Source organism: Halomonas sp. McH1-25 (genome assembly GCF_022348165.1).
Taxonomy (GTDB): Bacteria; Pseudomonadota; Gammaproteobacteria; order Pseudomonadales; family Halomonadaceae; genus Modicisalibacter.
The window spans coordinates 189,190-212,121 of the sequence record NZ_JAKRFI010000001.1 but is presented as its reverse complement, the minus strand read 5'-3'; the positions used below and the strand labels follow the sequence as shown (position 1 = coordinate 212,121).

24 protein-coding genes are annotated in these 22,932 nt (G+C 57.3%); 12 read left to right on the top strand and 12 right to left on the bottom strand.

The annotated features are described in order from the left end of the window. Positions 1-129: 129 nt before the first annotated feature. From MHM84_RS00995 to MHM84_RS00985, 3 genes are all read left to right on the top strand, one after another. Positions 130-357 (top strand): DUF4224 domain-containing protein, encoded by a 228-nt coding sequence (locus MHM84_RS00995; protein ID WP_239261504.1) that lies wholly within the window; start codon positions 130-132, stop codon positions 355-357. Further along, entirely contained in the window at positions 354-1,397 is a 1,044-nt protein-coding gene (locus tag MHM84_RS00990; RefSeq protein WP_239261502.1) for a tyrosine-type recombinase/integrase, read from the top strand. Before MHM84_RS00995 ends, MHM84_RS00990 begins: the two co-directional genes overlap by 4 nt. 1,006 nt (positions 1,398-2,403) lie before the next feature. Beyond that, positions 2,404-2,583, top strand: coding sequence for a hypothetical protein (locus MHM84_RS00985; protein ID WP_239261500.1), 180 nt, complete (start codon positions 2,404-2,406; stop codon positions 2,581-2,583). Positions 2,584-2,640: 57 nt separating this feature from the next. Here the strand turns inward: MHM84_RS00985 and MHM84_RS00980 are convergent, their stop codons facing one another. Then, positions 2,641-4,665 carry a hypothetical protein gene (locus MHM84_RS00980; protein WP_239261498.1) on the bottom strand — a complete coding sequence of 675 codons (2,025 nt, stop codon included), beginning with the start codon at positions 4,663-4,665 and terminating at the stop codon, positions 2,641-2,643. A gap of 408 nt (positions 4,666-5,073) precedes the next feature. Between MHM84_RS00980 and MHM84_RS00975 the strand changes: the two genes are divergently transcribed. After that, on the top strand, positions 5,074-5,241 hold the full coding sequence (locus MHM84_RS00975) for a hypothetical protein (RefSeq protein WP_239261496.1): 168 nt from the start codon (positions 5,074-5,076) through the stop codon (positions 5,239-5,241). Positions 5,242-5,515: 274 nt separating this feature from the next. After that, entirely contained in the window at positions 5,516-5,776 is a 261-nt protein-coding gene (locus MHM84_RS00970) for a hypothetical protein (RefSeq protein ID WP_239261494.1), read from the top strand. Positions 5,777-5,822: 46 nt separating this feature from the next. On the opposite strand, the gene MHM84_RS00965 is transcribed toward MHM84_RS00970, so the two are convergent. Beyond that, positions 5,823-6,074 carry a hypothetical protein gene (locus tag MHM84_RS00965; protein WP_239261492.1) on the bottom strand — a complete coding sequence of 84 codons (252 nt, stop codon included), beginning with the start codon at positions 6,072-6,074 and terminating at the stop codon, positions 5,823-5,825. A gap of 32 nt (positions 6,075-6,106) precedes the next feature. Beyond that, positions 6,107-6,688 carry a hypothetical protein gene (locus MHM84_RS00960; RefSeq protein ID WP_239261489.1) on the bottom strand — a complete coding sequence of 194 codons (582 nt, stop codon included), beginning with the start codon at positions 6,686-6,688 and terminating at the stop codon, positions 6,107-6,109. 243 nt (positions 6,689-6,931) lie between these two features. Between MHM84_RS00960 and MHM84_RS00955 the strand changes: the two genes are divergently transcribed. Further along, complete coding sequence (locus MHM84_RS00955) at positions 6,932-7,441, top strand: ferritin-like domain-containing protein (protein ID WP_239261486.1); 510 nt, start codon at positions 6,932-6,934, stop codon at positions 7,439-7,441. A 63-nt stretch (positions 7,442-7,504) separates the two neighbouring features. Here the strand turns inward: MHM84_RS00955 and MHM84_RS00950 are convergent, their stop codons facing one another. Further along, positions 7,505-9,214: a potassium/proton antiporter gene (locus tag MHM84_RS00950; protein WP_239261483.1), complete on the bottom strand. Its 1,710-nt coding sequence runs from the start codon at positions 9,212-9,214 to the stop codon at positions 7,505-7,507. Between the two features lie 193 nt (positions 9,215-9,407). Here MHM84_RS00950 and MHM84_RS00945 point away from each other — a divergent pair, with 193 nt between their 5' ends. Both MHM84_RS00945 and MHM84_RS00940 read left to right on the top strand, forming a co-directional pair. Then, complete coding sequence (locus MHM84_RS00945) at positions 9,408-10,541, top strand: ABC transporter substrate-binding protein (protein WP_239261480.1); 1,134 nt, start codon at positions 9,408-9,410, stop codon at positions 10,539-10,541. 115 nt (positions 10,542-10,656) lie between these two features. Beyond that, a complete protein-coding gene (locus MHM84_RS00940; protein WP_239261478.1) occupies positions 10,657-12,051 on the top strand; it encodes a 3'-5' exonuclease family protein in 1,395 nt (464 codons plus the stop codon). On the opposite strand, the gene MHM84_RS00935 is transcribed toward MHM84_RS00940, so the two are convergent. The 3 genes from MHM84_RS00935 to MHM84_RS00925 form a co-directional block, all read right to left on the bottom strand. Continuing rightward, complete coding sequence (locus MHM84_RS00935) at positions 12,048-12,839, bottom strand: alpha/beta fold hydrolase (protein ID WP_239261474.1); 792 nt, start codon at positions 12,837-12,839, stop codon at positions 12,048-12,050. The two genes, MHM84_RS00940 and MHM84_RS00935, sit on opposite strands and share 4 nt — an antisense overlap. 12 nt (positions 12,840-12,851) lie before the next feature. After that, complete coding sequence (locus tag MHM84_RS00930) at positions 12,852-13,517, bottom strand: 7-cyano-7-deazaguanine/7-aminomethyl-7-deazaguanine transporter (RefSeq protein ID WP_239261472.1); 666 nt, start codon at positions 13,515-13,517, stop codon at positions 12,852-12,854. 143 nt (positions 13,518-13,660) lie between these two features. Continuing rightward, positions 13,661-15,571, bottom strand: a complete 1,911-nt coding sequence (locus MHM84_RS00925) for a propionyl-CoA synthetase (RefSeq protein WP_239261470.1) — start codon at positions 15,569-15,571, stop codon at positions 13,661-13,663. Between the two features lie 434 nt (positions 15,572-16,005). Here MHM84_RS00925 and MHM84_RS00920 point away from each other — a divergent pair, with 434 nt between their 5' ends. After that, a complete protein-coding gene (locus MHM84_RS00920; RefSeq protein ID WP_239261468.1) occupies positions 16,006-16,323 on the top strand; it encodes a metalloregulator ArsR/SmtB family transcription factor in 318 nt (105 codons plus the stop codon). 31 nt (positions 16,324-16,354) lie between these two features. Here the strand turns inward: MHM84_RS00920 and sohB are convergent, their stop codons facing one another. Beyond that, positions 16,355-17,389 (bottom strand): protease SohB, encoded by a 1,035-nt coding sequence (gene sohB, locus MHM84_RS00915; RefSeq protein WP_239261466.1) that lies wholly within the window; start codon positions 17,387-17,389, stop codon positions 16,355-16,357. Positions 17,390-17,512: 123 nt separating this feature from the next. On the opposite strand from sohB, the gene MHM84_RS00910 reads away from it, so the two are divergent. After that, positions 17,513-17,830, top strand: a complete 318-nt coding sequence (locus MHM84_RS00910; protein ID WP_239261464.1) for an SCP2 sterol-binding domain-containing protein — start codon at positions 17,513-17,515, stop codon at positions 17,828-17,830. Positions 17,831-17,866: 36 nt separating this feature from the next. On the opposite strand, the gene nudC is transcribed toward MHM84_RS00910, so the two are convergent. From nudC to MHM84_RS00890, 4 genes are read right to left on the bottom strand one after another with little or no spacing between them, the layout of a single operon-like run. Next, a complete protein-coding gene (nudC, locus tag MHM84_RS00905; RefSeq protein WP_239261462.1) occupies positions 17,867-18,643 on the bottom strand; it encodes an NAD(+) diphosphatase in 777 nt (258 codons plus the stop codon). After that, complete coding sequence (dnaQ, locus tag MHM84_RS00900) at positions 18,643-19,410, bottom strand: DNA polymerase III subunit epsilon (protein ID WP_239261460.1); 768 nt, start codon at positions 19,408-19,410, stop codon at positions 18,643-18,645. Before dnaQ ends, nudC begins: the two co-directional genes overlap by 1 nt. Positions 19,411-19,432: 22 nt before the next feature. Then, a complete protein-coding gene (rnhA, locus tag MHM84_RS00895; protein WP_239261458.1) occupies positions 19,433-19,894 on the bottom strand; it encodes a ribonuclease HI in 462 nt (153 codons plus the stop codon). Further along, on the bottom strand, positions 19,887-20,663 hold the full coding sequence (locus tag MHM84_RS00890; RefSeq protein ID WP_239261456.1) for a methyltransferase domain-containing protein: 777 nt from the start codon (positions 20,661-20,663) through the stop codon (positions 19,887-19,889). Before MHM84_RS00890 ends, rnhA begins: the two co-directional genes overlap by 8 nt. A gap of 125 nt (positions 20,664-20,788) precedes the next feature. Here MHM84_RS00890 and gloB point away from each other — a divergent pair, with 125 nt between their 5' ends. Beyond that, the gene (gene gloB, locus MHM84_RS00885; RefSeq protein ID WP_239261454.1) at positions 20,789-21,556 is read left to right on the top strand and encodes a hydroxyacylglutathione hydrolase; all 768 of its coding nucleotides are present in this window, start codon (positions 20,789-20,791) and stop codon (positions 21,554-21,556) included. A gap of 37 nt (positions 21,557-21,593) precedes the next feature. Next, on the top strand, positions 21,594-22,898 hold the full coding sequence (locus MHM84_RS00880) for a LysM peptidoglycan-binding domain-containing protein (RefSeq protein WP_239261452.1): 1,305 nt from the start codon (positions 21,594-21,596) through the stop codon (positions 22,896-22,898). Positions 22,899-22,932: the final 34 nt, after the last annotated feature.

The following is a 22,932-nucleotide window of genomic DNA, read 5'->3' as shown; positions in this document are numbered from 1 at the left end:
ATAACTATTTATATATTGTTCAGTAAGCAACAATAAAAGAAACCGCCCACGAGGCGGTTTCTTTTTTGCCGGCCGCCAGGGTTCGCAGGCCCTGCCGGTCCCTTTCAGGTCAATAAGCTAGAGGTCATCATGGCGATGGAAGCACTGTTTCTGACCCCCGAAGAGCTTGAGCAGCTCACCGGACGCAGGCGCGGCAAGGAGCAGCGCGAGACGCTCGACAGCCTGGGCATTCGCTGGAAGGTCAACGCCGCCGGCGACACCCTGGTCGGGCGCCGACACGTCGAGGAAGTGTTCTGCGGGCTCGGGGCAGCCAACACGGAACGCAAGAAGCCGAACATTGGAGCCCTGAGTCGATGAGCAAGATCGGGATACCGCGCGTCTACTGGCGTAAAGGGGCTTGGCGGTTCATGTGCAATGATCGCCAGAAAGCCCTGGTCGGCAAGTCGTGGATCCGCCTGGGCGTCACGGAGGACGAGGCGCGTGCCGAGTTCCAGCGCTGGGAAGAGAGGCTGTTTCCAAAGGCAGGGATGGGCCGGCTGTTCGATCGCTACGAGGCCGAGATCATTCCGCGCAAGGAGAGTGAAGCGACAAGGAAGTCGAACCGCCAGGAGCTCAAGCGATTGCGCCTGGTGTTTGGCGAGTGCGAACCGGAAGACATTACGGTGCACGACGTTTACAGCTTCATGGATGCCCGGGGCGCCCAGTCGAAGACCCAGGCCAATCATGAACTGGCCCTGCTCAAGCATGTCTTCCGCTTCGGCCAGCGCTGGGGCGTCTGCGAACACAACCCCGCCGACCCCGTGCAGAAGTTCAAGCCGCGCGTCAGGGATCGCTATGTCACGGATAGCGAGTTCCGCAGCTTCCTCAAGTACACCTCGCCCTGGGTGCGCCGCTACGCCTTGCTCAAGTACAAGACTGGGCTTCGCCAGGCCGATCTCTTGGCACTTCGCCTCGATCAACTACAGGCGGATGGCATCCACTTGCGCACGAGCAAGGCCAGCAAGCAGGCTATCATTCCCTGGGACGACGAACTGCGTCGGCTGGTGACAGAGATCAAGGCCGACAACCTCTCTCGGGGCCGACAGGGAGCCACCCTCTTCTGCACGCGCCTGGGCACGCCCTACGACAAGGATCGATTCCATAGCCGCTGGCAATACGGTATGCGCAAGGCGATCAAGGAAGGACGTATCGCCCGTTTCACGGAGCATGACCTGCGAGCCAAGCATGCCACCGATGCTGAGCAGCAGGGCCTCGACGTTCAGGCCAACCTGCAGCACAGTGATCGCCGTACGACTGAAATCTATCTGCGCGCCAAGCAGGTGCTGCAGGTGTCCGCGCTGGGTGCCGACGCCTTTCTCGACGACGAAATCAGTGCAATAGAAGCGACCGAGAAATGAGGGGTAATCACCCCGTTTGAGTGCCGGTGCAACGCAAAAGCGTTACCCCCACACTATCTAAATATCTGAATCATAAGGATAAATGGCATGAAACCGACCGGTCTTGAAAACCGGCAAGGGTTAACGCCCTTCCAGGGTTCGAATCCCTGTCCCTCCGCCACTTTTTACTTTCTCAGCAATGACTTACGTCACCCCGCCCGCTGAGACGAAACCCCAAAAAATCCCGTTTCTATAACGTCTATAACGATACCCGTTATAGAGCTTTGCGCGTCCCGGTGCTTAAACGCTTGTTCTCCACACCACTGCCTGACTCGCCCTACTCTCAGACTGCTCTCTCGCTTCGATGATCCGCCATTGAATCGTCTTGCCGTACCTCGGTAGGTCTGCGCTGTAACGCGTAGCTGAGTGTGCGCTCGGCATACTGCGGAGAAGCAGCACAGGGAAATAGAGTAAGACTAAGGTCTTAATGAATTTTTCTCATTGCGCCAAGCGCGCATTCCATTTGCGAAACAGAAGGTACCGGTACACACGCGACACATGGATTGGAATGCAAAAGCGGACAAGGTGGCTATCATTTAGTCTTGCCGCCTAACCCTTTCGTCCGTACAGCCTGGTAACGCCGTTCAAAGGAGGATCCCCGTGAAGCCTCTCGTTTTGCTCTTGATTCTGTTCGTTGGCGTCGTCGTCGGGATAATCATCATCAATTCAAGGGACGGAGACGAGCCTTCCTATGGCTCATGGACCCCTTCGACGCCTTCAGAACGGATCGGTTAGCGACGGAGACAGATGACCACCCTGCTTCATTATCTCTCACCGATGATGGCAGCTGCCTACTGGTGCATTGCTGTGCCTGCGGGGAGATAGGCGCTCCGCCATTATCGAAACGGAAAGTCATTAAAGAGTAAGCGAGGCGCTGGCCGTGCGGTCCAAACGTAACTGACATGTGTGTGCTTATACCCTAAGCTGACTTAGAACATTACAAAAAAGCCAGCGCAGGATAGAAGTCATGAGACAGGTCGCATTGCTGATCATCCTGCTCGTCGGAGCAGCAGCACTATTCGTAATCCTAACGCCCCAAGACGACGACGTGCAGGTGGATTCGCTTCCAGATTGGGACATGCGCCAAGAGATCCAGCAGGCATCGGATACTGAGCGCAACCCCTGGAAACGAGAAAGGGATATGTAACGCTCAGTAGCTTGCCGACAGGGGTGTGCAACGAGCCGAAGGCGAGCAATCTGTTCGTCATCCCATGTCGAAGCGTCGTTCAATTCTAATGTAGTGCCGACGTAACGCCTGCTTTTGAAGACCTGCCACTTTGAGCTCAATGTTTTCGGCCTGAGCCCACGCAATGCCCGTATCCAAGCTCAAAGCCTGATAGAGTCCAGTGGTTGTCGACATAAATAATCGGCAGTATTTGTCGTCCATGCCATTGCCTGATGCGAATATGATCTTGCCGTTCAACCCCACAGTGCCTTCATCGTGGTCCAGTTCGTGTATTGTAGTGCCATTGATTAGCAAAAGTATCTTCGCTTGGGTAGGTAGCTCGATCATTGTCTCGAAAATGACGATACTGTCATTCGCTATCGAGCCGACAGGAACTTCCAGCGAGCCTATTACGACTTGGCCGTCCATGGCATCCAGGCTATTAGAATAAGCGCTATAAAAAATAGGTGTGGACTTGAAGGTCTTGTTGCCATCCTCGTCTGTGTGAGCTTGGTGGCGATTAACCGCTCTTAAAACGTCTACGCTTCGCTTCGAGCCATCAAAACTGCGCAATACGTTGGCGTGGAATTCGCCTTTATCCACGATGATGCTTGCTCCCTTGGCTTCTTCCTGAGAAACAATGACGTTGCCATTGGCATAGCCATGACTGAAGCCGGCTATACCGAACTCCTGCCCCCAGGTGATGGTGCACCCAGACATGGTTGCAAATGCATCTCCCCAGACGCCGCGACCAAAGGTATTGATCGTGAAGTTCCTAACCGAGGACTCAGGTCCGGTTTGCAACGCGGTGGTACCGCTATCGCTGGGTCCCCCATCGTTCAGGTGCCCGCCAGTGATATGGATGCGCTTTGCACCTTCGGATGTATTCGCGTGACAGACGTAATCCCCAGGTTCCGGGGGAGCGCCCTTGGATCTCGAAATGCTCGGGCCAGTGATCTCCGTGTCGTGAGAATAGTAAGCGAACTCCCAGGCATTCCTTGAATAGAGAAACTCGCAATTGTTGAAAGATGTTCTGGCAACGGGATTTCCGGATACCGCTGTGTAACCTTCCTCCGAGCCAAAAGAGCAATTTTCGAATACAGTCTTATAGGTACTCAAATTGACTGCCGGCCATCTGAATCCCGCTTTTTGTCGAAAACCGACATCCGTTATACGAGTATTCACGGAAACGTGGAGGTTCCACTTCCTGCCTGTTGCATCAACGAGTGTGTTGCCTTTAGGTAGCTTGGGCTGATTGAGACGAATCGCCCTGCCGCCATGATAGTCGTCATCGATGGAATACTTCAGAACGATGTGATCTTTATTGACGCCTACCACTTCATTGATCTGGTTGGGCGAGTACAGGTTCGTGTCGCGAACTCGCCGATTGCCCTCGATTCCAATAATGTCTCCCAGCTTGAAGTCCAGTGCGCCGTTCAAGTAGAGGCGATTCTCCGTAATGCGCAATAATGCATAGACGTGCTCTGGGTGGTAGGCCGGAATATAGCTATTGGCAGGTCCATAAGTCCCTACGATCACGCCACGCTGACCGGAATCGAGATAATCGTTGTAAAAGAAGGATTCGTGCATGCCAGACCCCGTAATCACGGTATCGTGGGGAATGACGATCATGCTGCCATGAGTATGTGCGCCGGGAGAGAGATGAAAGCGTAATTTGCGATCGAAAGCGACATTGATGGCCTTCTGGATAGCCTTATCCTCACGGGTGCCATCCCGCCTGATTCCGGCCTGTGCACTGGTAAAAAATCCTTGTTGATCACGCCGCCAGAGCTTTTGGCCAGTTCCGGTCACGTAGATGATGTCATCGGCTTGCTCGCCGGTTTCCGTGACCAGCGAAAAAAGTCCGCCACCGCCATCGCCAGGGGTGTGGTAGCCATCTACCCATACCTTGACTCCCGTCTTCAAATGTATGCTCGAGAGCCTCCTAAGGCATTCCAGCGTGTCCACGCTGATCACTCTGGTGTCGAGTGCAGCGTGCAGCGGCTGCGGTCCCGTCACGGTCCGGACCTTGGCATGCGAGATGTCGGCACTTTGCCGATCCATGCGTGTACTCTCTGAATCCGCAGACCGGCTCGCTGTGTCCGTAGTCTGGGCTGACATTGCATTGGTCTCACCCGCCCATACTTGTTGAACCGCTGTGATCGCCGCTCCTGTTCGGAATAGGTTGTAGAGAAAATGCCGTCTCGAATGATTCACTGCCCTTCCCCGTTCTGAACTGCTGTGCTGATAGCGCCTTTCGTAACGTTGCGTTGCGGTGGCGTGACTTCAGTTGACTATAGCGGTTAGGGTCGGGAGCGAGAGGCCCTTTCTCGCATGCGGCATGCATTTCCATACCAAGGTCTGACTCAAGAGGACGGCTTCCGTGCCGATGTACATTAGGCGAATCAATTAAAGACCTGGTACGGATTGCTAAGTACCGGTCAATCATCATGACCAACGCAGGGTAGCCCCATGAACGGCATGTTCGATGAAAGGCACGAAAAACTGATGAGTTTAAGGTTCGAACGCGATGACTGGCGCCGTCGAGCCGAGGCTGCCGAACGCCAGCTCCGTGAGATGCAGCGTCAACTCGAGGCAGCCAGGCAGCCGCAAACCCAAGATATGGCGACAGAAGCCTGATATCGAACGGATATTGAGGCTGCAGCTACGATATCCGCTGATCGCTTACCTCTGACGACTCGGTCGCTCTGCGCGTCCGAGTCCAGGTATGCACTATTCATGTCTATCTGCGCTTGTTGTAAGAAATTACATTTCCTAGCCTAACGCATTGAATATTTTGGCTATCTTGATAACGGTTACCACGTGGTGCCGGCACGAGTAAGTCGGCAGTCAAGGGAAATCAATGCCTGGCCCGAACATGCCTTCGGCGTCAGCATGCATCAAGGAGCTTCATATGCCGACATTCCTGATCCAGAAGGATTACGAAACCGGGGATGCCAATACCCCAGATGGCACTTTCCAAGTCATTACGCTTGAGGATGAAAACGGCAATGACATGATGGATGAGTTCGGCATCGATCCCAGTATGCTCTACCCCATCGACACTGGTGACGCCGAGATCGCCAGTCAGATCGGTACTGTACTGGAGCTCGATCCCGGCGATATCGAACTGGAAGAATCCAATCCCGGTAATCCGCAATATCGGAATGAATAACGCCGAGGCCGAATGCAATAATGCATTCGGCCTTGCCGTGAGCCAGTCAGGGACTGGATTCTCGGTCAGTGAGATCGGAACTGTCGTAATCCTGGTTGTCGTCCGGGTCCGATCCCGGTTCCCAAGAAGTGCTAGCTTCGAATTCCCTTGCAGCCTCGATAGCTTCAGGCTCGCTCTCGTGGCGCGAAATTTCTCGCGGGCTGTCGGGCGTGGTGACGTCTACGACACGCCATCCTGAAATGAGATAGTGTTCCCCGCGATCTTCCTTGATCGGCTCGACTCGTGCGGTATGAGTCATGAAGTGCCTCCTTGTCGTCGGCGTCGGTTCCTTTACGGTTTAGCTTCAAAGATCGTTTCGGTAAACCATGGATGATGCAATAGCCCATGCAAGGCGCGACAGCGCGAAGCCAGATCAGCATCGCATGCTTGCCGATCCTGGCCTTGCCCCATCAAGAACAAGTCCATGATCCAACCCTGTATACCTTCTTCGCGAAGGACGGTGCGTTGCAGCTCAAGCTGGGCCACATCCTCATTAGCGCAAAATAGTTCATTGTCGTGCAAGGTTTCGAGTAGTCGCCCTGCAAAAATCAGGCAACGATCGAAATTCTGAAACCATGTGCGATCGCGAAAAATCATGCCAACGGCCACGACATGAGCCAACTGTCCATCATAGTCATGATAGCTGGTATCGATTCTGACGGATTCGAACATACCACCCGGTGCATTGATGGCTTCAAGCAGCTTTCTCAAGGCAGGCTGCCCTTCGAGCTCAGGAATGAGTGCTATCTGCTCGGGAGCCTGGACCAACGGACGATAGGGATGGATGGTGCCTTCGGTGTAGCTCTCCGCCTCATAGGGGATGTGCAGAGTTTCATCGTCAAGTGTCAGCCTAATACATACTTTTCTCGGCATACTCTCTCCTGGCGTTTCGAATATACAAGTTCAGGCGATGTTCGTTCACATTGAGGTACACAATATTACTTGCCATCCCGGCGTTCTCTGCCTGCACTTAGGCTTAAGTTAGGGTGGCGGCGTCAGCGAAATGGCGCTCTATCCTGGCCAGTTTCATCTATGGTGTATCGAGTCGTCGCAATCCGAACGTGCTTCTGGATTGCATTCGCCGATGAAGGAAGTTGACAAGCTAGGGAGAGTAATATGAAAGCGGCAGAGAAGCGATTGGTGGAATGGTTGCGTGATGCCCATGCCATGGAGGAACAGGCAGAACAGATGCTGAAAGCGCAAGCTGGCCGCATCGAAAACTATCCGGAAATCAAGCAGCGGATCGAGCAGCACATAGAAGAGACTGTCAACCAGGGCAAGCAACTGGAAGCCTGTCTGGCCCGCTATGACGAGAGCCCTTCAACCGTCAAGGATACTACCGGCAAGATGACCGCCATGGGTCAAGCCGCAGGCGGTATGTTCAGCGGCGATGAAATCGTCAAGGGGTGCATTGCCAGCTATACCTTCGAACATATGGAAATTGCCTCGTACCGTGTACTGATCTCTACCGCAGAAGAAGCCGGCGATGCGGAAACCAAGCGTATTTGTGAAGGCATCCTCCGTGAGGAAGAAGCCATGGCGGCTTGGTTGGAACAGCATACGCCGCAAGCCGTTCATCAGTACTTGCAAAGAGATGAAGCGCCTGGCGCAGATGCCAAGCGCTAACGCAACGTTCTACAGCTTCGGTCGCCACCTGAGTGGGTGGCGACCGAGTATGATTGGCTAATGTCAGTGGTACAGACGCAGCCCCACTTTGGTGACTCTGTTGCCTTCCATTGCACTGATTACCCATTGGATGCCGTGCCAGTCGATATCATCGCCTACCACCGGATGCCCCCCCACACGTAGCGAGACGAACTCGCCCAAGGTGATTTCCTTCTCGTCCGGGCTTAACGTCAAGCCATAAGCACTGGCGACATCCGCCATTATGGCTTCCCCGTCGAGAGTGAACGTGCCAAAGAAGGCTCGCTCGCGCTTGAGTTTTGCATCGCCATTGAAAAGGCGGTTCAGCGCAGGCAAGTCGGCGGGCCGGCCAATCACGCACAGCAGATCATCCAGCCGCAAGCGCGTACTTCCCTTGGGGTGAAGCATGGTGTGCTCCCGGAACAGTGCTGAGATCAAAGCGCCGGAAGGAAACCTCAATAGTCGTATCGGTACGTCTTCCAACGCTTCGTTGTCCACGCGATAGACGAACATTTCATAATCGTTATCGGGAAGGATGCCCAATGGTCCGCGCCTGTCGGGCTCTACCTGGAAAGGTACGGTCACGCGTAACCGATTTGCCACCAAAGACAAGGTCGTGCCTTGCACTATCAACGACATCAAGACCACGAAGAAAGCGACATTGAAGTACAGGGCAGCATTTTCGACACCGCCAACGACGGGAAAAATCGCAAGCACGATAGGCACTGCGCCACGCAGGCCCACCCACGAGATGAAGCCTACCTCTCGCCAGCGGAAATTGAAAAAGGGCTTGACGGCGAGGATGACGGCCAGAGGACGTGCAACGAAAATCAATACCGCAGCGAGCAGCGCGCCGAGCCATGCATACTCGATCATGTCCGACGGTGTGACCAGCATGCCTAGGACCAAGAACAAGCCTATTTGGCTCAACCAGGCCAGGCCATCATGAACGGGAAGTATGAAGCTGAGATGGCGTCCTGGCTGGTTACCGATCATGAGCCCCGCCAGATAAATGGCCAGGAAGCCGCTGCCGCCCAAGGCACTAGTCAGTCCAAACACGCAGAAGCCCAAGGCCAACGCCAGCAGCGAATACAGGCCAGGAGCGAGGTCCAGCCAGCGTAGCAGTTTGCCGGCGAGCCATCCTCCTCCAATACCGATGGCCAGGCCAAGCCCGAATTGCTTCATGAAAAGCCATAGCGTATCGACGGGGCCACCGATCTCGCCGGTGAGAACTTCGACTAACGTGATGGTTAGGAAAATAGCCATGGGATCGTTGGTGCCGGACTCGATCTCGAGTGTGGCACCGACGCGCTCGTTGAGGTTGACCCCCTGGCCACGTAACATCGAGAAAACGGCAGCAGCATCCGTGGAGCCCACGATAGCCCCTACCAGTAAGCCCTGAACGAGGGTCAGATCGAAGACCCAGGTTGCAAACACCCCGACGATTCCACTAGTGAAGAAAACGCCTAGCGTTGCAAGGGAGAGCGCGGGCTTGAGCCCTACCCGAAAGGTCTTCAACCGTGTGCGCAAGCCACCATCGAGCAGAATCATCGCCAGGGCCAAATGACCGATGATGAAGGCTAGGCCATAACTGTCGAACTCGATTCCCAAAATACCGTCTTCCCCGGCGAGCATTCCCAAGGCGAGGAAGATCACGAGCAAGGGAAGCCCGAACAGCGATGACAGTCGACTTGCGATCACGCTCAGCGCAATCAGCGAACCAGTGAGAATGAAGAGGGTGTTGATGCTATCCATGGCGGAGCCGTCAGCGTATCGGCTGGTAGTATGCCACAACACCGAAACGCTCACGAAGCCGCATGGCTGCATCGAAGTGGAAGCGACCCGTTGAATAAGCGCCAGAACGATCTCTATACAAAGCTGGTCTCTTCCTTTCGACAAAAGCTAGACTAAACGGCCGCTTGGCTGCAGCGCCATTGATGAGGTAGGCATGAAACATGGGGTAAAACGGGCTCTGCCCGTGGCGTTGGCATTCATTCTGGGCATGAGCGGGATGATCCCCGCCGTGGGGATCGGGGCGAACCAGACGCTGGATGAGGCAGCGCTACAGGCCGCCGAAACGGTGGTCGGCCTGCAGCCTTCCAATGGCAAGGCGAGCGATGGCGACACGGACGCCATGCCGATCTCAAGTCCTCAGGTCATTACTGGCGAACCCGAGCCTATCGTGCCTCCGCCTGCACGTCCGTTGCGTGTTGCCCTGGATTGGTACCTGACGCCTTATCATGCGGCACTGGTCGTCGCTCGCGAACGCGATCTTTTCAAGCAAGCGGGTCTGGACGTCACGTTGATCCAGCCCGCCGATCCGACCGTGCCACCCAAGCTCGTTGCGGCCCAACACGTCGAGCTCGCCCTGACCTCACAGCCCCGTCTGCATTTGTTGGAAGATCAGGGGCTTCCTCTGATTCGTGTAGGGACCTTGGTACCGGCGCCGCTGGCGACGCTGTTGGTGCGTCAGGACGCCAGCCTCGATTCCCTGGCTCAGATCAAGGGCAAGAAGGTGGGCTATGTCTTCAAGATGCCTGCGCAGCTGTTGCTCGACGGGTTGTTGGACAAACATGCACTGACTGCCAGGGATGTGGATCTCCAGCGTATCGACTTCGGACTCAACACGACCCTGGCAGATGGCGATGTCGATGCGGTCATCGGGGCGCTGAGACATGTAACGTCGCGTCAGCTGGAAGAAGCAGGCGTCAGGGTCATCGAGTTTCCCCTCACTGAAACGGATCTTCCTATCTATGACGAACTGATCGTGGTTGCCAACCGCGACGTTCTGCAGCAGCACCGGCGCGATATTCGGTATTTTCTCGATGCGCTCGAGCAGGCCACGCTATGGCTGATCAATCATCCGGAAGCGGCCTGGGAACTGGTAAGGACTGCCGAGCCTAGCCTGGATACCGAAGCCAATGCAAAAGCCTGGCCCGACGCCATACGCTATCTTGCCTTGCGCCCGGCCGCGGTGCAGATGCAGCGTTATCAACGACTCGAAACTTATCTTCTTCAGCAAGGTCTGATAGAGCACCGGACACCGGCCAACCGGCTGGCTACTGACGTAACGCGGCCATAGCCCAGTCAGATAGCCAAGCCAGGGCGACTAGGCCGTAACCACTCGTATCGGCTAGACCGGCAAGTATTCCAATCATCATCCCTGGGATTGCTCTCAGGTATGCCTTCAAGGTCGCATGAACGATATACCGCTTGTTTTTCTCGATCTAGAAACCACCGGCACACGTACGACGCGGGACCGCATAACGGAAATCGCGGCACTGCGTGTGGTTGATGGCGAGGTGATCGATCGTTACGTCACGCTGGTCAATCCCCAAACCGGCATTCCCCCCCATATTCAACAATTGACCGGGATAAACGATGCCATGGTCAGCGATGCGCCGTCGTTCGAGGCATTGGCAAACGAGTTTTTCGCCTGGTTGGGCAGGGATATCATCGTGGCGCACAATGCTCGCTTCGATTACGGTTTTCTACGTAACGAGTTTGCGCGTGCCGGCCTGGACTATACGGCACGCTCGCTGTGCACACTGAAGCTGTCACGACGCCTCGCTCCGCAACATGCCCATCACAATCTCGACGCGCTGATAAAGAGACACGCTCTGGCGTCGCAATCCCGGCATCGCGCCGAAGGCGATACCCGCGCCCTGATTGCACTATGGCATAGCTGGCACAAGCAGCATTCAGCGTCGACGATTGCGGAGCTGATCCAGGCACAGATGCGTCAGGCCAGTCTGCCGGCCCACCTGGATCCGACGCGGCTCACCGACTTGCCGGAGCATCCAGGCGTGTACCTTTTCTATGGCGAAAATCGTGCCGTCCTATATGTCGGCAAAAGCGTCAATCTCCGTTCTCGAGTACTCAGCCACTTCAGCAATGACTTGCGCAACGACAAGGAGATGCGCCTGGTCCAGCAGATCCATGACATCGAATGGCGGGAAACTACCGGCGACCTGGGGGCACAATTGCTTGAAGCCCAGCTCATCAAGCAATTGATGCCGGTACACAATCGCCTGCTGCGCCGTCGCAGCAGGCTGGTCAGTTGGAGCTGGCCAGAAGACAGCGATGCACCCTGGCTGGTCGACCAGCAGGATCTGTCGACCTCCGCACAAGCGTTGTATGGCCTGTTTCGTTCGCGACGCGATGCGATCAATGCCTTGAAGCAAATCGCCGTGGACCACCAATTGTGCGCCCAGACACTGGGGCTGATTCGTGGCAAAGGACGCTGCTTCGATCACCAGTTGCGCCGTTGCCGCGGAGTCTGCTGCGGTGAGGAGTCGCTGGCCTCGCATGCCGGACGGGCACGCGAGGCCCTGCAGAGATTACGCATTCAGCAATGGCCTTGGCCAGGACGTGTGGCGTTCGGTGAACTCGGCCAAGCCAACGAGCGAACCTGGCATATCGTCGATCACTGGTGCTACCTGGGCTCGGTCGAATCGCTCGACAGCGACGACCTGAAAGCGCTGGAAACGCAAACGCCCAGATTCGATGTGGATACCTACAAGATCCTCAATCGCTTTCTCGCCAGGCAGGACGATACGCTCGAAATCCACCCCTTGAGGGACGGGGGTTAGCTCGGACGCTGATTCAGGAACTCGTTGACTGCCGTCTGAAACGCCTCCGGCGTTTCGGCATGCAGCCAATGGCCAGCGTCCAGCGTCACGATATCGGCCTGTGTCAGGATCTCTCGTGTACGCGGCAACAGCTCATCGGTTACGTAGTCGGAGTGCAAGCCTCGTAAGACCAGTGACGGACCATCGAACGTGCCCTCGCCTGCCGGTTCTGCGACGATATCGGAATAGGCGCTCTCGATTTCGTCGAGCCCGACACGCCAATGCATCACGCCACCATCCTCTCCGCGCACCAAGTTAGTGGCCAGAAACATGCGTATTGCCGGCGTCTCGACATGCTCGGCCATCAGGCTGTCGGCTTCCTTGCGCGAGCCCGGCCGCCCTTCCTCGACGCGCCGCATGGCGGCAAAGATGCTGTCATGGCCGTGACGATATGCAACCGGCGCGATGTCGGCGACGATCAGCGACGCCAGTCGCTCGGGGACAAGGCGTGCCACACTGATCGCTACCTTGCCGCCCATGGAGTGGCCGAGCAGGTCGCAGCGCTCGATACCCAGGGTGTCCAGCAGGGCGATGACATCCTCGGCCATCGATGCATAATCCATGGCAGGCGCGTGGGGAGATCTACCGTGGTTGCGCAGATCAACGGCGATGACGCGTCGTCGTTCCTGCCATTGCTTGACATGCGAACGCCAGTTGTCGGCGCTGCCGAACAGGCCGTGGAGCACGACCAATGGCAGCGTGTCGCCAGATCCATTGTCCTGATAGTGCAATGCGAGAGGTTCGCTCATCTCGACTCCTTGTCAGATTCCTTCGGGTGACGGCTTGGCTCCCCAACTCAGCAGACGACGAATCAGCCAGCCCAGCAGCAATCCGTACATGGGCAGGAACAGTAGCAGGGAAACCGTCAACTTGATGGCGTAATCCACCCAGGCAATTTCCACCCAGTGGGCAGCCATGAAAACGTCCGGCCCCTGATGGAAGGCGATTGCGAAAAACGCAAAGGTATCGGCCAGATTGCCGAATACGGTAGAAACGGCCGGCGCGACCCACCAGTGGGCATTGCGACGCAGGCGATCGAATACCTGAATATCGAGCAACTGTCCAATCACATAGGCCATGAAGCTGGCCAGGGCAATGCGTGCCACGAACAGGTTGAACTCCCCTAGCGCCGCAAAGCTACGAAACTCGCCTTTTTCGAACATTACCGATAAAACGTAGGAAATGACCAAGGCAGGCAGCATGACACGCGCGATGATAGCGCGTGCCGGGCCCTTGCCGAACAGGCGGACGGTCAGGTCGGTCGCCAGGAAGATGAACGGGAAGCTGAAAGCGCCCCAGGTGGTATGCATTCCGAATAGAGTAAACGGCAGCTGTACCAGGTAGTTGCTGGCAGCAATCACGAGAATATGGAACGCTACCAGAGCCATCAGGCAGCGACGATATTGGGTATCGGTCAGCGAGAGCATGCATGTCCTTTTTTGGCTTGCGAGGGGTGAGGGAACCCTCGTGGGGTCTAATGGCTGAAGCGGCGAGGCATTATACAGAAAGCCTGTCTACCTGCCCAATGGCAAAAAATGCCTGGGCTCTCAGAATCCGACCTCCCCTCGCTTCAACGTAGACGAGCCTTATGCGCATCGCCGATATTGCGATCGATCATCGTGTCGTGCACATCCTGCAAACTGCCCGGATCGTCGATCGTGGAAGGCATGGCGAACGTTTCGCCATCGGCGATCGTGCGCAATAGCTTGCGCAGGATCTTGCCCGAGCGGGTCTTTGGCAGGCGGGAAACCACCAGTACCTGCTTGAAACAGGCAATTGCCCCGATCTGTTCACGCACCAAGGACACGAGTTCACGCTCGAGCCTGTCGGTGTCGCCATCGAAGCCATCCTTGGCGATGACCAGGCCCAACGGGACTTGTCCTTTAAGCGCATCCTGGATACCGATGACGGCACACTCGGCAACGGCGGCATGGGAGCCTACGATCTCTTCCATCTCGCCGGTGGAAAGCCGGTGGCCAGCGACATTGATGACATCGTCGGTGCGCCCCATCACGAAGAGATAACCATCCTGATCGAAGTAGCCAGCGTCGCCGGTCAGATAATAGCCGGGAAAGGCGGCCATGTAAGCGCTATGGAAACGTCGCGGATCACGCCAGATCCCGGCCAGGCAGCCAGGCGGCATGGGTTCTCGTATGACGACGTTCCCCTGTTCGCAGGGGCCGGCAGGCTCTCCACTTCTGTCGAGAACCCGAACGTCGAAGCCTGGCACAGGGACCGTGGCCGATCCCGCCTTGATGGGCATCGGATCGAGTCCCTGCAGATTGGCCGCAATCGGCCATCCCGTCTCGGTCTGCCACCAGTGGTCGATGACCGGCACGTTCAACAGATCCTCGAGCCAATGGAAGGTGGGCGGGTCGAGCCGTTCTCCGGCAAGAAACAGGGCCCGCAGGCAGGAAATATCGTATTTTTCCAGCATCACCCCGTCCGGATCCTCTTTCTTGATGGCGCGGAATGCCGTTGGGGCCGTGAAAAAGGCCTTGACGCGATACTCGGAAATCAGCCGCCAGAAACTGCCGGCATCCGGCGTCTTGACGGGTTTCCCTTCGTAGATGAGCGTGGTGCAGCCGTAGATCAACGGGGCGTAGATGATGTAGGAATGCCCTACCACCCACCCCACGTCCGAAGCGGAAAAAAACACCTCGCCCGGGGTCATGCCATAGACGTGCTGCATGGAATAGTGCAATGCAACGGCATGGCCGCCATTGTCTCGTACCACGCCCTTGGGTTTGCCGGTGGTGCCTGATGTATAGAGGATATATAGCGGGTCCGTTCCGCGGACGGGAACGCAGTCCACGGCGTCGGCAAAGCTGACCAGGCTCTGCCAGTCATGGTCGATGGGGCCGAGCTCGGCCTTGGCCTGATCGCGCTGCAGGATGACACACGCCGTCGGCCGGTGCCGGCACTGGCTCAACGCCTGATCGAGAATCGGCTTGTAAGGCAGTACCCTATCGATCTCGATCCCGCAAGAGGCGGCAATCACGACGCGAGGCTCGGCATCATCGATACGCACCGCCAGCTCATGAGCGGCGAACCCCCCGAAAACCACCGAATGGACGGCTCCCAGACGGGCACAGGCATACATCGCGATCAACGCTTCGGGGACCATGGGCATGTAGATGACGACGCGATCGCCTTTTTCCACCCCCAGCCCGGCCAGTGCACCGGCGAACCTGGCCACATCGTCGCGTAACTCACGATACGTCAGGGTACGCCGTTGTTCGGATACCGGCGAGTCCCAATGGATGGCCGGCTGTTCGCCACGGCCACATGCAACATGATGGTCCAGTGCCACGTAGCACGTGTTCAGCTCGCCGTCGTCGTACCAGCGAGCATGATTCTGATCATCGTAGCTGAGTATGGTTTCCGGTGGCTTGAACCAAGGGATTCGCTTGGCCTGCTCTTTCCAGAAATCGTCGGGTTGATCGATGGAGCGTTGGTGCTCGGCATGGTACGCGCGCATGGTTTTCCTACGTAATTATGGTTGTCGAGGGAATAAACACAGCTACTAGGCAAGTGATGCATTGTTGACACTTTAGTGCAAAAAAATTTCTTTACCGCTATACGAAAGGCTAGATGTGGCAAAAAGCCACCGATGCATGGCTTTGCATGACTAATTCCAGTCAGGCATTGTCGACAAAAAAGGGCTATTTATTCTATTTTTCAGTTTGACGAGATGATTTAGCGTTTAACGCGTCATGGTCAGGAATTGGCGAAGTGCTTAAAGGTTCGCTAAATCAGGAAGAGGAAGTAAGTTTTATTCAACGACAATAAAGGGTGCTGCCGATAGCTATCACAAGGCATCGTTCTCCACCTTATCGCCGATTCACGATGATGGGGCGCAAGCGCAAGCAGTCGACGCGGCGTGGAGTATCGTTACCCTTAGGAGACGTATCAATGAGTACCCCTCAGCCCGCCACACAACTTCTCGATAAAGGCGACGGCGCCATGACCCATGCCACCAACCTCCTCAAGGCCATGGCCAACGAGAACCGTTTGCGTATTTTGTGCCTGCTCGACGATTCGGAATTGTCGGTCTCGGAATTGAATGCAAGGTTGGTGCTGAGTCAATCGGCCCTTTCACAACATCTGGCCATCTTGCGTCGAGAAGGCCTGGTCGCGACACGGCGCTCATCGCAAACGATCTACTACTCCCTGCAAGGCAAGGAGGCCCGTGCCGTCGTCAAGACCCTGGCCGATCTTTACGCCTTATGAATTTTTGATGCAACGACAGGTCGATGTCGGTTCAGCGGCGTTGCCAGCGGCTGGCATCCACCACCTCGAAGAGGCGTTGCACCCCACGCTCGATGCCAAGCGATACCGTTTTTCCCAGACGTTCCGACAAACCCCGATGCTTTTCCAGAGCCAGCAGGATTACCCGTGCCTGCTTCATGCGCTCGAGCAGGTAAGCCTCGCTGGTGCCTACTTCATCAACGAGACCGTTTTCCACGGCTTCGCTGCCATACCAGATTTCGCCGGTGGACACGGCCTCGATATCGAGTTGCGGCCGACGCTGGCTCACGAAGCGTTTGAAGAGTTGGTGGGTGTTTTCGAGATCATCCAAAAACTTTTCACGCCCTTCCTGGGTATTTTCGCCCAGTACCGTCAGCGTGCGCTTGTAACGTCCTGCCGTCAGCAGTTCGACATCGATATCGTGTTTCTTTAGCAGACGGTGCACGTTGGGCAGCTGGGCAACGACGCCGATCGAACCAATGACGGCAAATGGTGCGGCTCGCAACCTGTCACCGCAGCAGGCCATCAGGTAACCGCCACTGGCAGCGACCTTGTCGATACATACGGTGGTGGTAACCCCCGCCTCGCGCAAGCGGTCGAGCTCAGCCGCCGCCAAACCGTACGCATGCACCAGGCCGCCCGGGGATTCGAGCCGGATGACGACTTCATCGCCCTGCTCCACCACGCCCAGCAGTGCGGAAACCTCCTGAGAAAGTCGTGAGGTCGCGGATGCCTTGATATCGCCATGAAAGTCGATGACCCAAACGGTCGTCGATCCCTTATCTTCGGCATCCTTGGCCTGCGCCGCCTGCTTGTCCTCCTTCTTGAACACCTTCAGCGCCGCCTTGCGCTGTTTCTTGCCCATGCGCGTCAGACGTAAGCGGCGCTGTCTGGAACGGTAGCGACCGTTGAGTTCCTCCACCCGTAGCTTGCTGCGTTCCACATTGCCCTTCGTCCGCGCAATGACGGCGATGAACAGTAGGCCTATGATGGCGAACGTAGCCACCTGGGCCAGGAACATGCCGTAATCGGCAATCCAGTCGATCACATTTCTCTCCGTTTCCATGTATGCCTGAACATAATACGCTCGGTGCTGCTGCGCAGACTTGATTCAAACGAATGTTTTAAATACTCTCGCAGTTTTCACCCACCTTGTATCAAGGGGCGCCTAATGGCCGATAGCACTACCATCATCGAGAATCTCAAGTCTCGGTTCGATCCCGCTGCCGCACAAGGCATGGATGACATTTTCCAGTTCAACATCAGCGACGCCGAGAACTACTATCTGATCGTGCAGGACGGCACCATGGACGTTCACCAGGGCGAGCACGACGATCCTTCCGTCACCTTGAGCACGGATACCGACACCCTCAAAGGGGTTATGAATGGCGATATCAATGGCATGCAGGCCTTCATGTCCGGCAAGCTGAAAGCCAGTGGCAACCTCATGCTTGCCACCAAGCTGACCAGTCTGTTCCCGAGCCGATAACGGCACATCGCCCATATGCGCAGCAGCGCATATGGCTCAACGTGCACCAACCGATTTCAGGTGCGTCTCGATCAAATCACGCGATATCGAATACGGCGGTGGCAGCTGTGGCAAGCGGCGAGGTGAAAACCAGGCCGCGTCGGCAATTTCCACACCATCGATGGCAATACGTCGGCTCGCCGCCTCGGCAAAATAGCCCAGCATCAACGAATGCGGAAATGGCCAGGATTGACTGCGATAGTAGGCAATCCTGCCGACATCCACCCCCACCTCCTCGAATACTTCGCGTCGTACGGCATCCTCGGCACTTTCACCCGGCTCGATGAATCCGGCCAGGGTCGAGAAGCGGCCGGGCGGGAAACGTGGGCTGCGTGCCAGTAACAGGTCTTCTCCGTGAGTGACCAAGGTGATGATGCACGGAGATATGCGTGGGTAATTGCGATGACCACAGGCTGGGCACTGCATCGCAAACTCGCTTTCGATGCGCTGCATCGCCGTGCTGCAACGTCCGCAGAATCGATGATCGCGTTGCCACGTGGCGACCTGCAGCGCCGTCGAAATCAGCACGGAGTACGAACCGGGCAACTGACCCAGCCACTCCCGGGCCGGCAACCAATCCTCGTCTCCCTGCTCGATACTGAGGGCAACGGGGCGGTCTTGCCAGAATCCGAGAGGCTGGGCGTTTTCGGGCCAGCTCGCTACGTCGGCCAGCACGCCAGGGGCATCGCCCGGCGCAATGACGCCTCGCTCACCGATACGTACCAACAACCCGCCCGAATGATCCACCAAAGTGGGAAGTTCTCGACGAAACATCAGAGCGTAGCCTGGCCGGTATCATCGTGCTGCCAACCGGCCAGACTGTCCCAGTGACATTGGCCGCTCTTGTCGCGGATCTGGGCCAGCTTGGCGTGGTGTGCCGCCAGCTCCGCGTCGCTCAGCCGGGTCACGGCCAGACGCGGACGTTCCATGGCCAAACGTCGAATACCGCCGGTCGTGCCACTCTCCGCGCCGGTGTCCTGCGTTTCCGCATCGAGCAGCAGAGCCGTCTGGCCCCCGGTCATGGCAAGGTAGACGTCGGCCAGGATCTCGGCATCCAACAATGCGCCGTGCAACACACGGTGGCCATTGTCGATTTCGTAGCGCTTGCATAGCGCATCCAGACTGTTGCGCTGCCCCGGATGCTTGTCACGGGCAAGTTTCAGCGTATCCAGCACACCGCAGTGGTCGGCGACCGGTCCCAGGCGAGGATCGCCGCGCTGAGCATGCAGCAACTTGAATTCATGGTCGATGAAGCCGACATCGAAGGCCGCGTTATGAATGACCAGCTCGGCGCCGCGGATGAATTCCCAGAATGCGTCGGCGACCTCGGCAAAGCGCGGCTCATTGGCGACACGTTCATTGGTGATGCCGTGAATCCCGATGGCTTCCGCTTCGATCTCCCGGTCGGGGTTGATGTATTGGTGATAGGTGCGCCCTGTCAGGCGGCGATTGATGACCTCGACGGCCCCGATCTCGATGAGGCGATGCCCTTCCTTCGGGTCGATACCCGTGGTCTCGGTATCCAGAACGATTTGGCGCATGCTTTGATCCGTACAGTCCTGATTAATCTTGGGCGAGTTTGGCGGCGTCGATGGCCTCATTGGCCAACGTGTCGGCGCGTTCATTGCCGGGATGACCGCTGTGGCCTTTCACCCAGTGCCAGTTCAACTCGTGCTTGCGGGTCTCGGCGAGCAGCTCACGCCATAACTCGGCGTTCTTCACTGGCTGTTTCGCCGCGGTTTTCCAGCCCCGCTTCTGCCAGCCGTGAATCCACTCGGTGATGCCTTTGCGCACGTACTGTGAGTCGGTGTACAGCTCGACCCGGCAGGGGCGCTTGAGTTCGCGCAGCGCCATGATGGCTGCCATCAACTCCATGCGGTTATTGGTGGTCGTGGGCTCGAAGCCGTTGAGCGTCTTTTCGTGACGCCCCGAACTCAATATAGCCCCCCATCCCCCCGGCCCGGGATTTCCCCGACAGGCGCCATCGGTATAGATCGTCACCTCGGGGCAAGTCTTGTCATTCAACCTCGGTCAACCTCTCGCGTTCATGCTCGGCTGTGATGCGTGGAGAGCTGCCTAGCAGCGAACGTCCAACGACCGTGGCCGGCAGCCGCGGTTTGACGATCCGGGCCCACTGGACCCGACGTCGTGCGCGGATCATGTATGTATCGCCCAATGGCAGGTTGTGGCGTCTTCCGAACGTCTCGAGAGAAGCATTGCGCGGCAAACTGCCGGGCAACCTGAAGCCGCAGTAGTCTACTCGTTCGATCTCGAAGTCGACAAACTCGAGCCAGTCCTTGAGCCGTCCCGGCGTTCGCCAGCGGCCTCGCCATGGTAAGGCGTCACGCGGCTTGAGCCAGGGCCGGTTCAAGCCCTCCACGCCCAAGGGCGACCAGCCGAAAATGATGACGTAACCGCTATCGCCGACGACACGCGTGGCTTCCTGTAGCAGGCGATGGGGCTCGGGCACGATTTCCAGAAGATGATGGATAACCACCAAGGAAAGGCTGTCGTCGGGAAGCGCCAAGCGATCGGGAGGACAGATCAGGCAGGAGGAATCCTCCGCCAATTCCCGAGTCGGCGCCCAGCACAGCGAATGTCGGATGGGGCACATGTCGGTCAGGCGCGGCGACATCCCCATGTGCAGGCTATGAGCGCCGAACAACCGCTCGCAGACAGGGCCAAGGCACGCCCGTTCGGCTTGCCAGTGGGCGCGGCCGGTTGGCGAGGACCAGTATTGGCGGCCTTCTTCGACCAACTGGGTCAACGATTGGGTAATATTCGAATTTGACACAGCGCTTCGATCCCCCCAAGGTTGTGCCATTTGCGCAGCCTGGGTTCAGGCCGATTCCACTATACTACGGCATACGGCATGCAGCGTCCCGGCTGGCGATAACTGCGCAGAGGAATTATCGATCCATGATGAGCGTGATCCCCATTCCCGCTTTCAGTGATAACTATATCTGGCTATTGCTACAGGACAACTCTACCGAGGTGGCCGTCGTCGATCCCGGCGATGCGCATCCGGTCATCGACTATCTGGAGCGCGAAGGCCTACGACTCTCAACGGTACTGGTGACCCATCACCACCATGATCACACGGGTGGCTTGGCGGAGCTAGCCAAACGCTACTCTCCTCGTATCATCGGCCCGGAAAATCCTCAGATCAAGGAGATAGACGAGCGCGTTGGCGAAGGCGATTCATGCCGCGTTTTGGGTCGTCGCTTCGAGGTGATGGCCGTTCCCGGGCACACGCTCGACCATATCGCCTTCTTTGCTGCAGGCACGCCTTCTCTGCTGTTCTGTGGCGACACTCTATTTTGTGGTGGATGCGGACGCCTGTTCGAGGGTTCACCGGAGCAGATGTATCGATCGCTGACGCGCCTGGCCAAACTGCCCGAGGAAACGATGGTCTTCGCGGCGCATGAGTATACGTTGGCCAACTTGCGCTTCGCCCAGGCAGCCGACCCTGACAACGCAGCACGCGACAGGCATCTGCTGGAATGTCAGAGGGCGCGGGAGTCGAACCGGGCCACCCTGCCCACTACCATCGCTCGCGAGCGCCAGATCAATCCGTTCCTGCGCGTCGAGGACAAACGCGTCCAGGCAACAGCGGCGACCCAGGGCGAAAGCGACACGCCGCTTGCCACGTTCACGACGCTGCGCGCCTGGAAAGACAATTTCTAGTCTCGAAAAATCAACCTTCGCTCACAAGGATCGTCCTATGAGTGACCGCTCGTCCCGCCGCCAGGCCATGAGCCTGGCGGGCGGCGTCATTTTGACCCTGACGACACTGGCCGGTACGGCACAGGCACAGTCCGAATCATCCACCGCCCCCTTCTGGGAGGCCCTGCTACTGGAAACTGTCACGCAAGGCGACATCTGGGAGCGCCTACGCGGCAATTTCCAGTGGCAGGTCGATACGCAGGAACCGCGAGTTCAGGAGTGGATCGACTATTATCGCCGACTTCCGGGTAGCGTAACGGCAATTGCCGAACAGGCCCGCCCCTGGCTTTACTGGGTGCTCAGTGAGCTGGAACGGCGCGATATGCCGGCCGAACTCGCCCTGCTGCCGTTCATCGAAAGCGCTTACGATCCCGCGGCGCGTCATCCCGGTGGAGCCACAGGCATGTGGCAGTTGATGCCGGGCACGAGCGACGCGCTCGGATTACGTCGGGATTGGTGGTATGACGGTCGACTCGATGTCATTGCTTCGACCAAGGCGGCACTCGATTACCTTCAGCAGCAGGCGGACCGCTGGTACGAGGGCGATCTGGAGCTTGCCCTGGCGGCTTACAACGCCGGACCGGGCACGGTCAACCAGGCGCGACGCAAGGCTGTGGCACGCGGAGAACCTGGCGACTATTGGCACTTGGATCTGCCCAACCAGACGATGGATTACGTACCCAAACTGTTGGCGCTGTCCCGCCTGATTGCCAAGCCGAGCCGCTACGGCATCGCCTTGCCCAGCATTCCCGATCAGGCGGTGTTCGCACGCGTCGCGGTAGACGGGCAGTTCGACCTGGCTCAGGTGGCCGACCTGGCGGATGTTAGCCTTGCGCGTCTCAAGGCACTCAATCCTGGGCTCATCCGAGGCACCACCCTTCCCGAGGGTTCTCCGGATCTGCTGATACCCCGAGCCGCCAAAGACTCCGTGACCGAGGCTCTGCTCGAGCAGGACCAGGTCACGGCACGCTGGGCGCAGTATCGTGTGCGTCGTGGCGATACGTTGTCTGGTTTGGCATCGCGCTACTCCATTCCGGTAAGCACGCTGCGTCACCAGAACAATTTACGTAGCAACATGATTCGTGTCGGTCAGATGTTACGCATCCCCGTCGATGCCAATGTCGATGAACTGGCTTCGACCGGCAATGGCAGCCCGCAAACCGTGCAGGTACGTGCCGGGGACAGCCTTTCCCGCATTGCCGCTCGGCATGATGTATCCACGGACGACCTCATCCGGTGGAACCAGTTGGACACCGAACAGTATTTACAACCCGGCCAGCGCCTGACACTTTACTCGCAATAAATCAGCTCGTTCGACCGGACTGCAAAGGAAAAGT

Excerpts from the sequence above, each read along its gene's own strand:
- MHM84_RS00975 (WP_239261496.1), top strand. The coding sequence starts at position 5,074 with ATGAACGGCATGTTCGATGAAAGGCACGAAAAACTGATGAGTTTAAGG.
- MHM84_RS00910 (WP_239261464.1), top strand. The coding sequence starts at position 17,513 with ATGGCCGATAGCACTACCATCATCGAGAATCTCAAGTCTCGGTTCGAT.
- dnaQ (WP_239261460.1), bottom strand. The coding sequence starts at position 19,410 with ATGCGCCAAATCGTTCTGGATACCGAGACCACGGGTATCGACCCGAAG.
- MHM84_RS00925 (WP_239261470.1), bottom strand. The coding sequence starts at position 15,571 with ATGCGCGCGTACCATGCCGAGCACCAACGCTCCATCGATCAACCCGAC.
- MHM84_RS00965 (WP_239261492.1), bottom strand. The coding sequence starts at position 6,074 with ATGACTCATACCGCACGAGTCGAGCCGATCAAGGAAGATCGCGGGGAA.
- MHM84_RS00930 (WP_239261472.1), bottom strand. The coding sequence starts at position 13,517 with ATGCTCTCGCTGACCGATACCCAATATCGTCGCTGCCTGATGGCTCTG.
- MHM84_RS00985 (WP_239261500.1), top strand. The coding sequence starts at position 2,404 with ATGAGACAGGTCGCATTGCTGATCATCCTGCTCGTCGGAGCAGCAGCA.
- MHM84_RS00950 (WP_239261483.1), bottom strand. The coding sequence starts at position 9,214 with ATGGATAGCATCAACACCCTCTTCATTCTCACTGGTTCGCTGATTGCG.
- MHM84_RS00990 (WP_239261502.1), top strand. The coding sequence starts at position 354 with ATGAGCAAGATCGGGATACCGCGCGTCTACTGGCGTAAAGGGGCTTGG.
- MHM84_RS00960 (WP_239261489.1), bottom strand. The coding sequence starts at position 6,688 with ATGCCGAGAAAAGTATGTATTAGGCTGACACTTGACGATGAAACTCTG.
- MHM84_RS00955 (WP_239261486.1), top strand. The coding sequence starts at position 6,932 with ATGAAAGCGGCAGAGAAGCGATTGGTGGAATGGTTGCGTGATGCCCAT.
- MHM84_RS00980 (WP_239261498.1), bottom strand. The coding sequence starts at position 4,665 with ATGGATCGGCAAAGTGCCGACATCTCGCATGCCAAGGTCCGGACCGTG.
- MHM84_RS00945 (WP_239261480.1), top strand. The coding sequence starts at position 9,408 with ATGAAACATGGGGTAAAACGGGCTCTGCCCGTGGCGTTGGCATTCATT.
- MHM84_RS00940 (WP_239261478.1), top strand. The coding sequence starts at position 10,657 with ATGAACGATATACCGCTTGTTTTTCTCGATCTAGAAACCACCGGCACA.
- MHM84_RS00935 (WP_239261474.1), bottom strand. The coding sequence starts at position 12,839 with ATGAGCGAACCTCTCGCATTGCACTATCAGGACAATGGATCTGGCGAC.
- gloB (WP_239261454.1), top strand. The coding sequence starts at position 20,789 with ATGATGAGCGTGATCCCCATTCCCGCTTTCAGTGATAACTATATCTGG.
- MHM84_RS00920 (WP_239261468.1), top strand. The coding sequence starts at position 16,006 with ATGAGTACCCCTCAGCCCGCCACACAACTTCTCGATAAAGGCGACGGC.
- MHM84_RS00995 (WP_239261504.1), top strand. The coding sequence starts at position 130 with ATGGCGATGGAAGCACTGTTTCTGACCCCCGAAGAGCTTGAGCAGCTC.
- nudC (WP_239261462.1), bottom strand. The coding sequence starts at position 18,643 with ATGTTTCGTCGAGAACTTCCCACTTTGGTGGATCATTCGGGCGGGTTG.
- MHM84_RS00970 (WP_239261494.1), top strand. The coding sequence starts at position 5,516 with ATGCCGACATTCCTGATCCAGAAGGATTACGAAACCGGGGATGCCAAT.
- MHM84_RS00880 (WP_239261452.1), top strand. The coding sequence starts at position 21,594 with ATGAGTGACCGCTCGTCCCGCCGCCAGGCCATGAGCCTGGCGGGCGGC.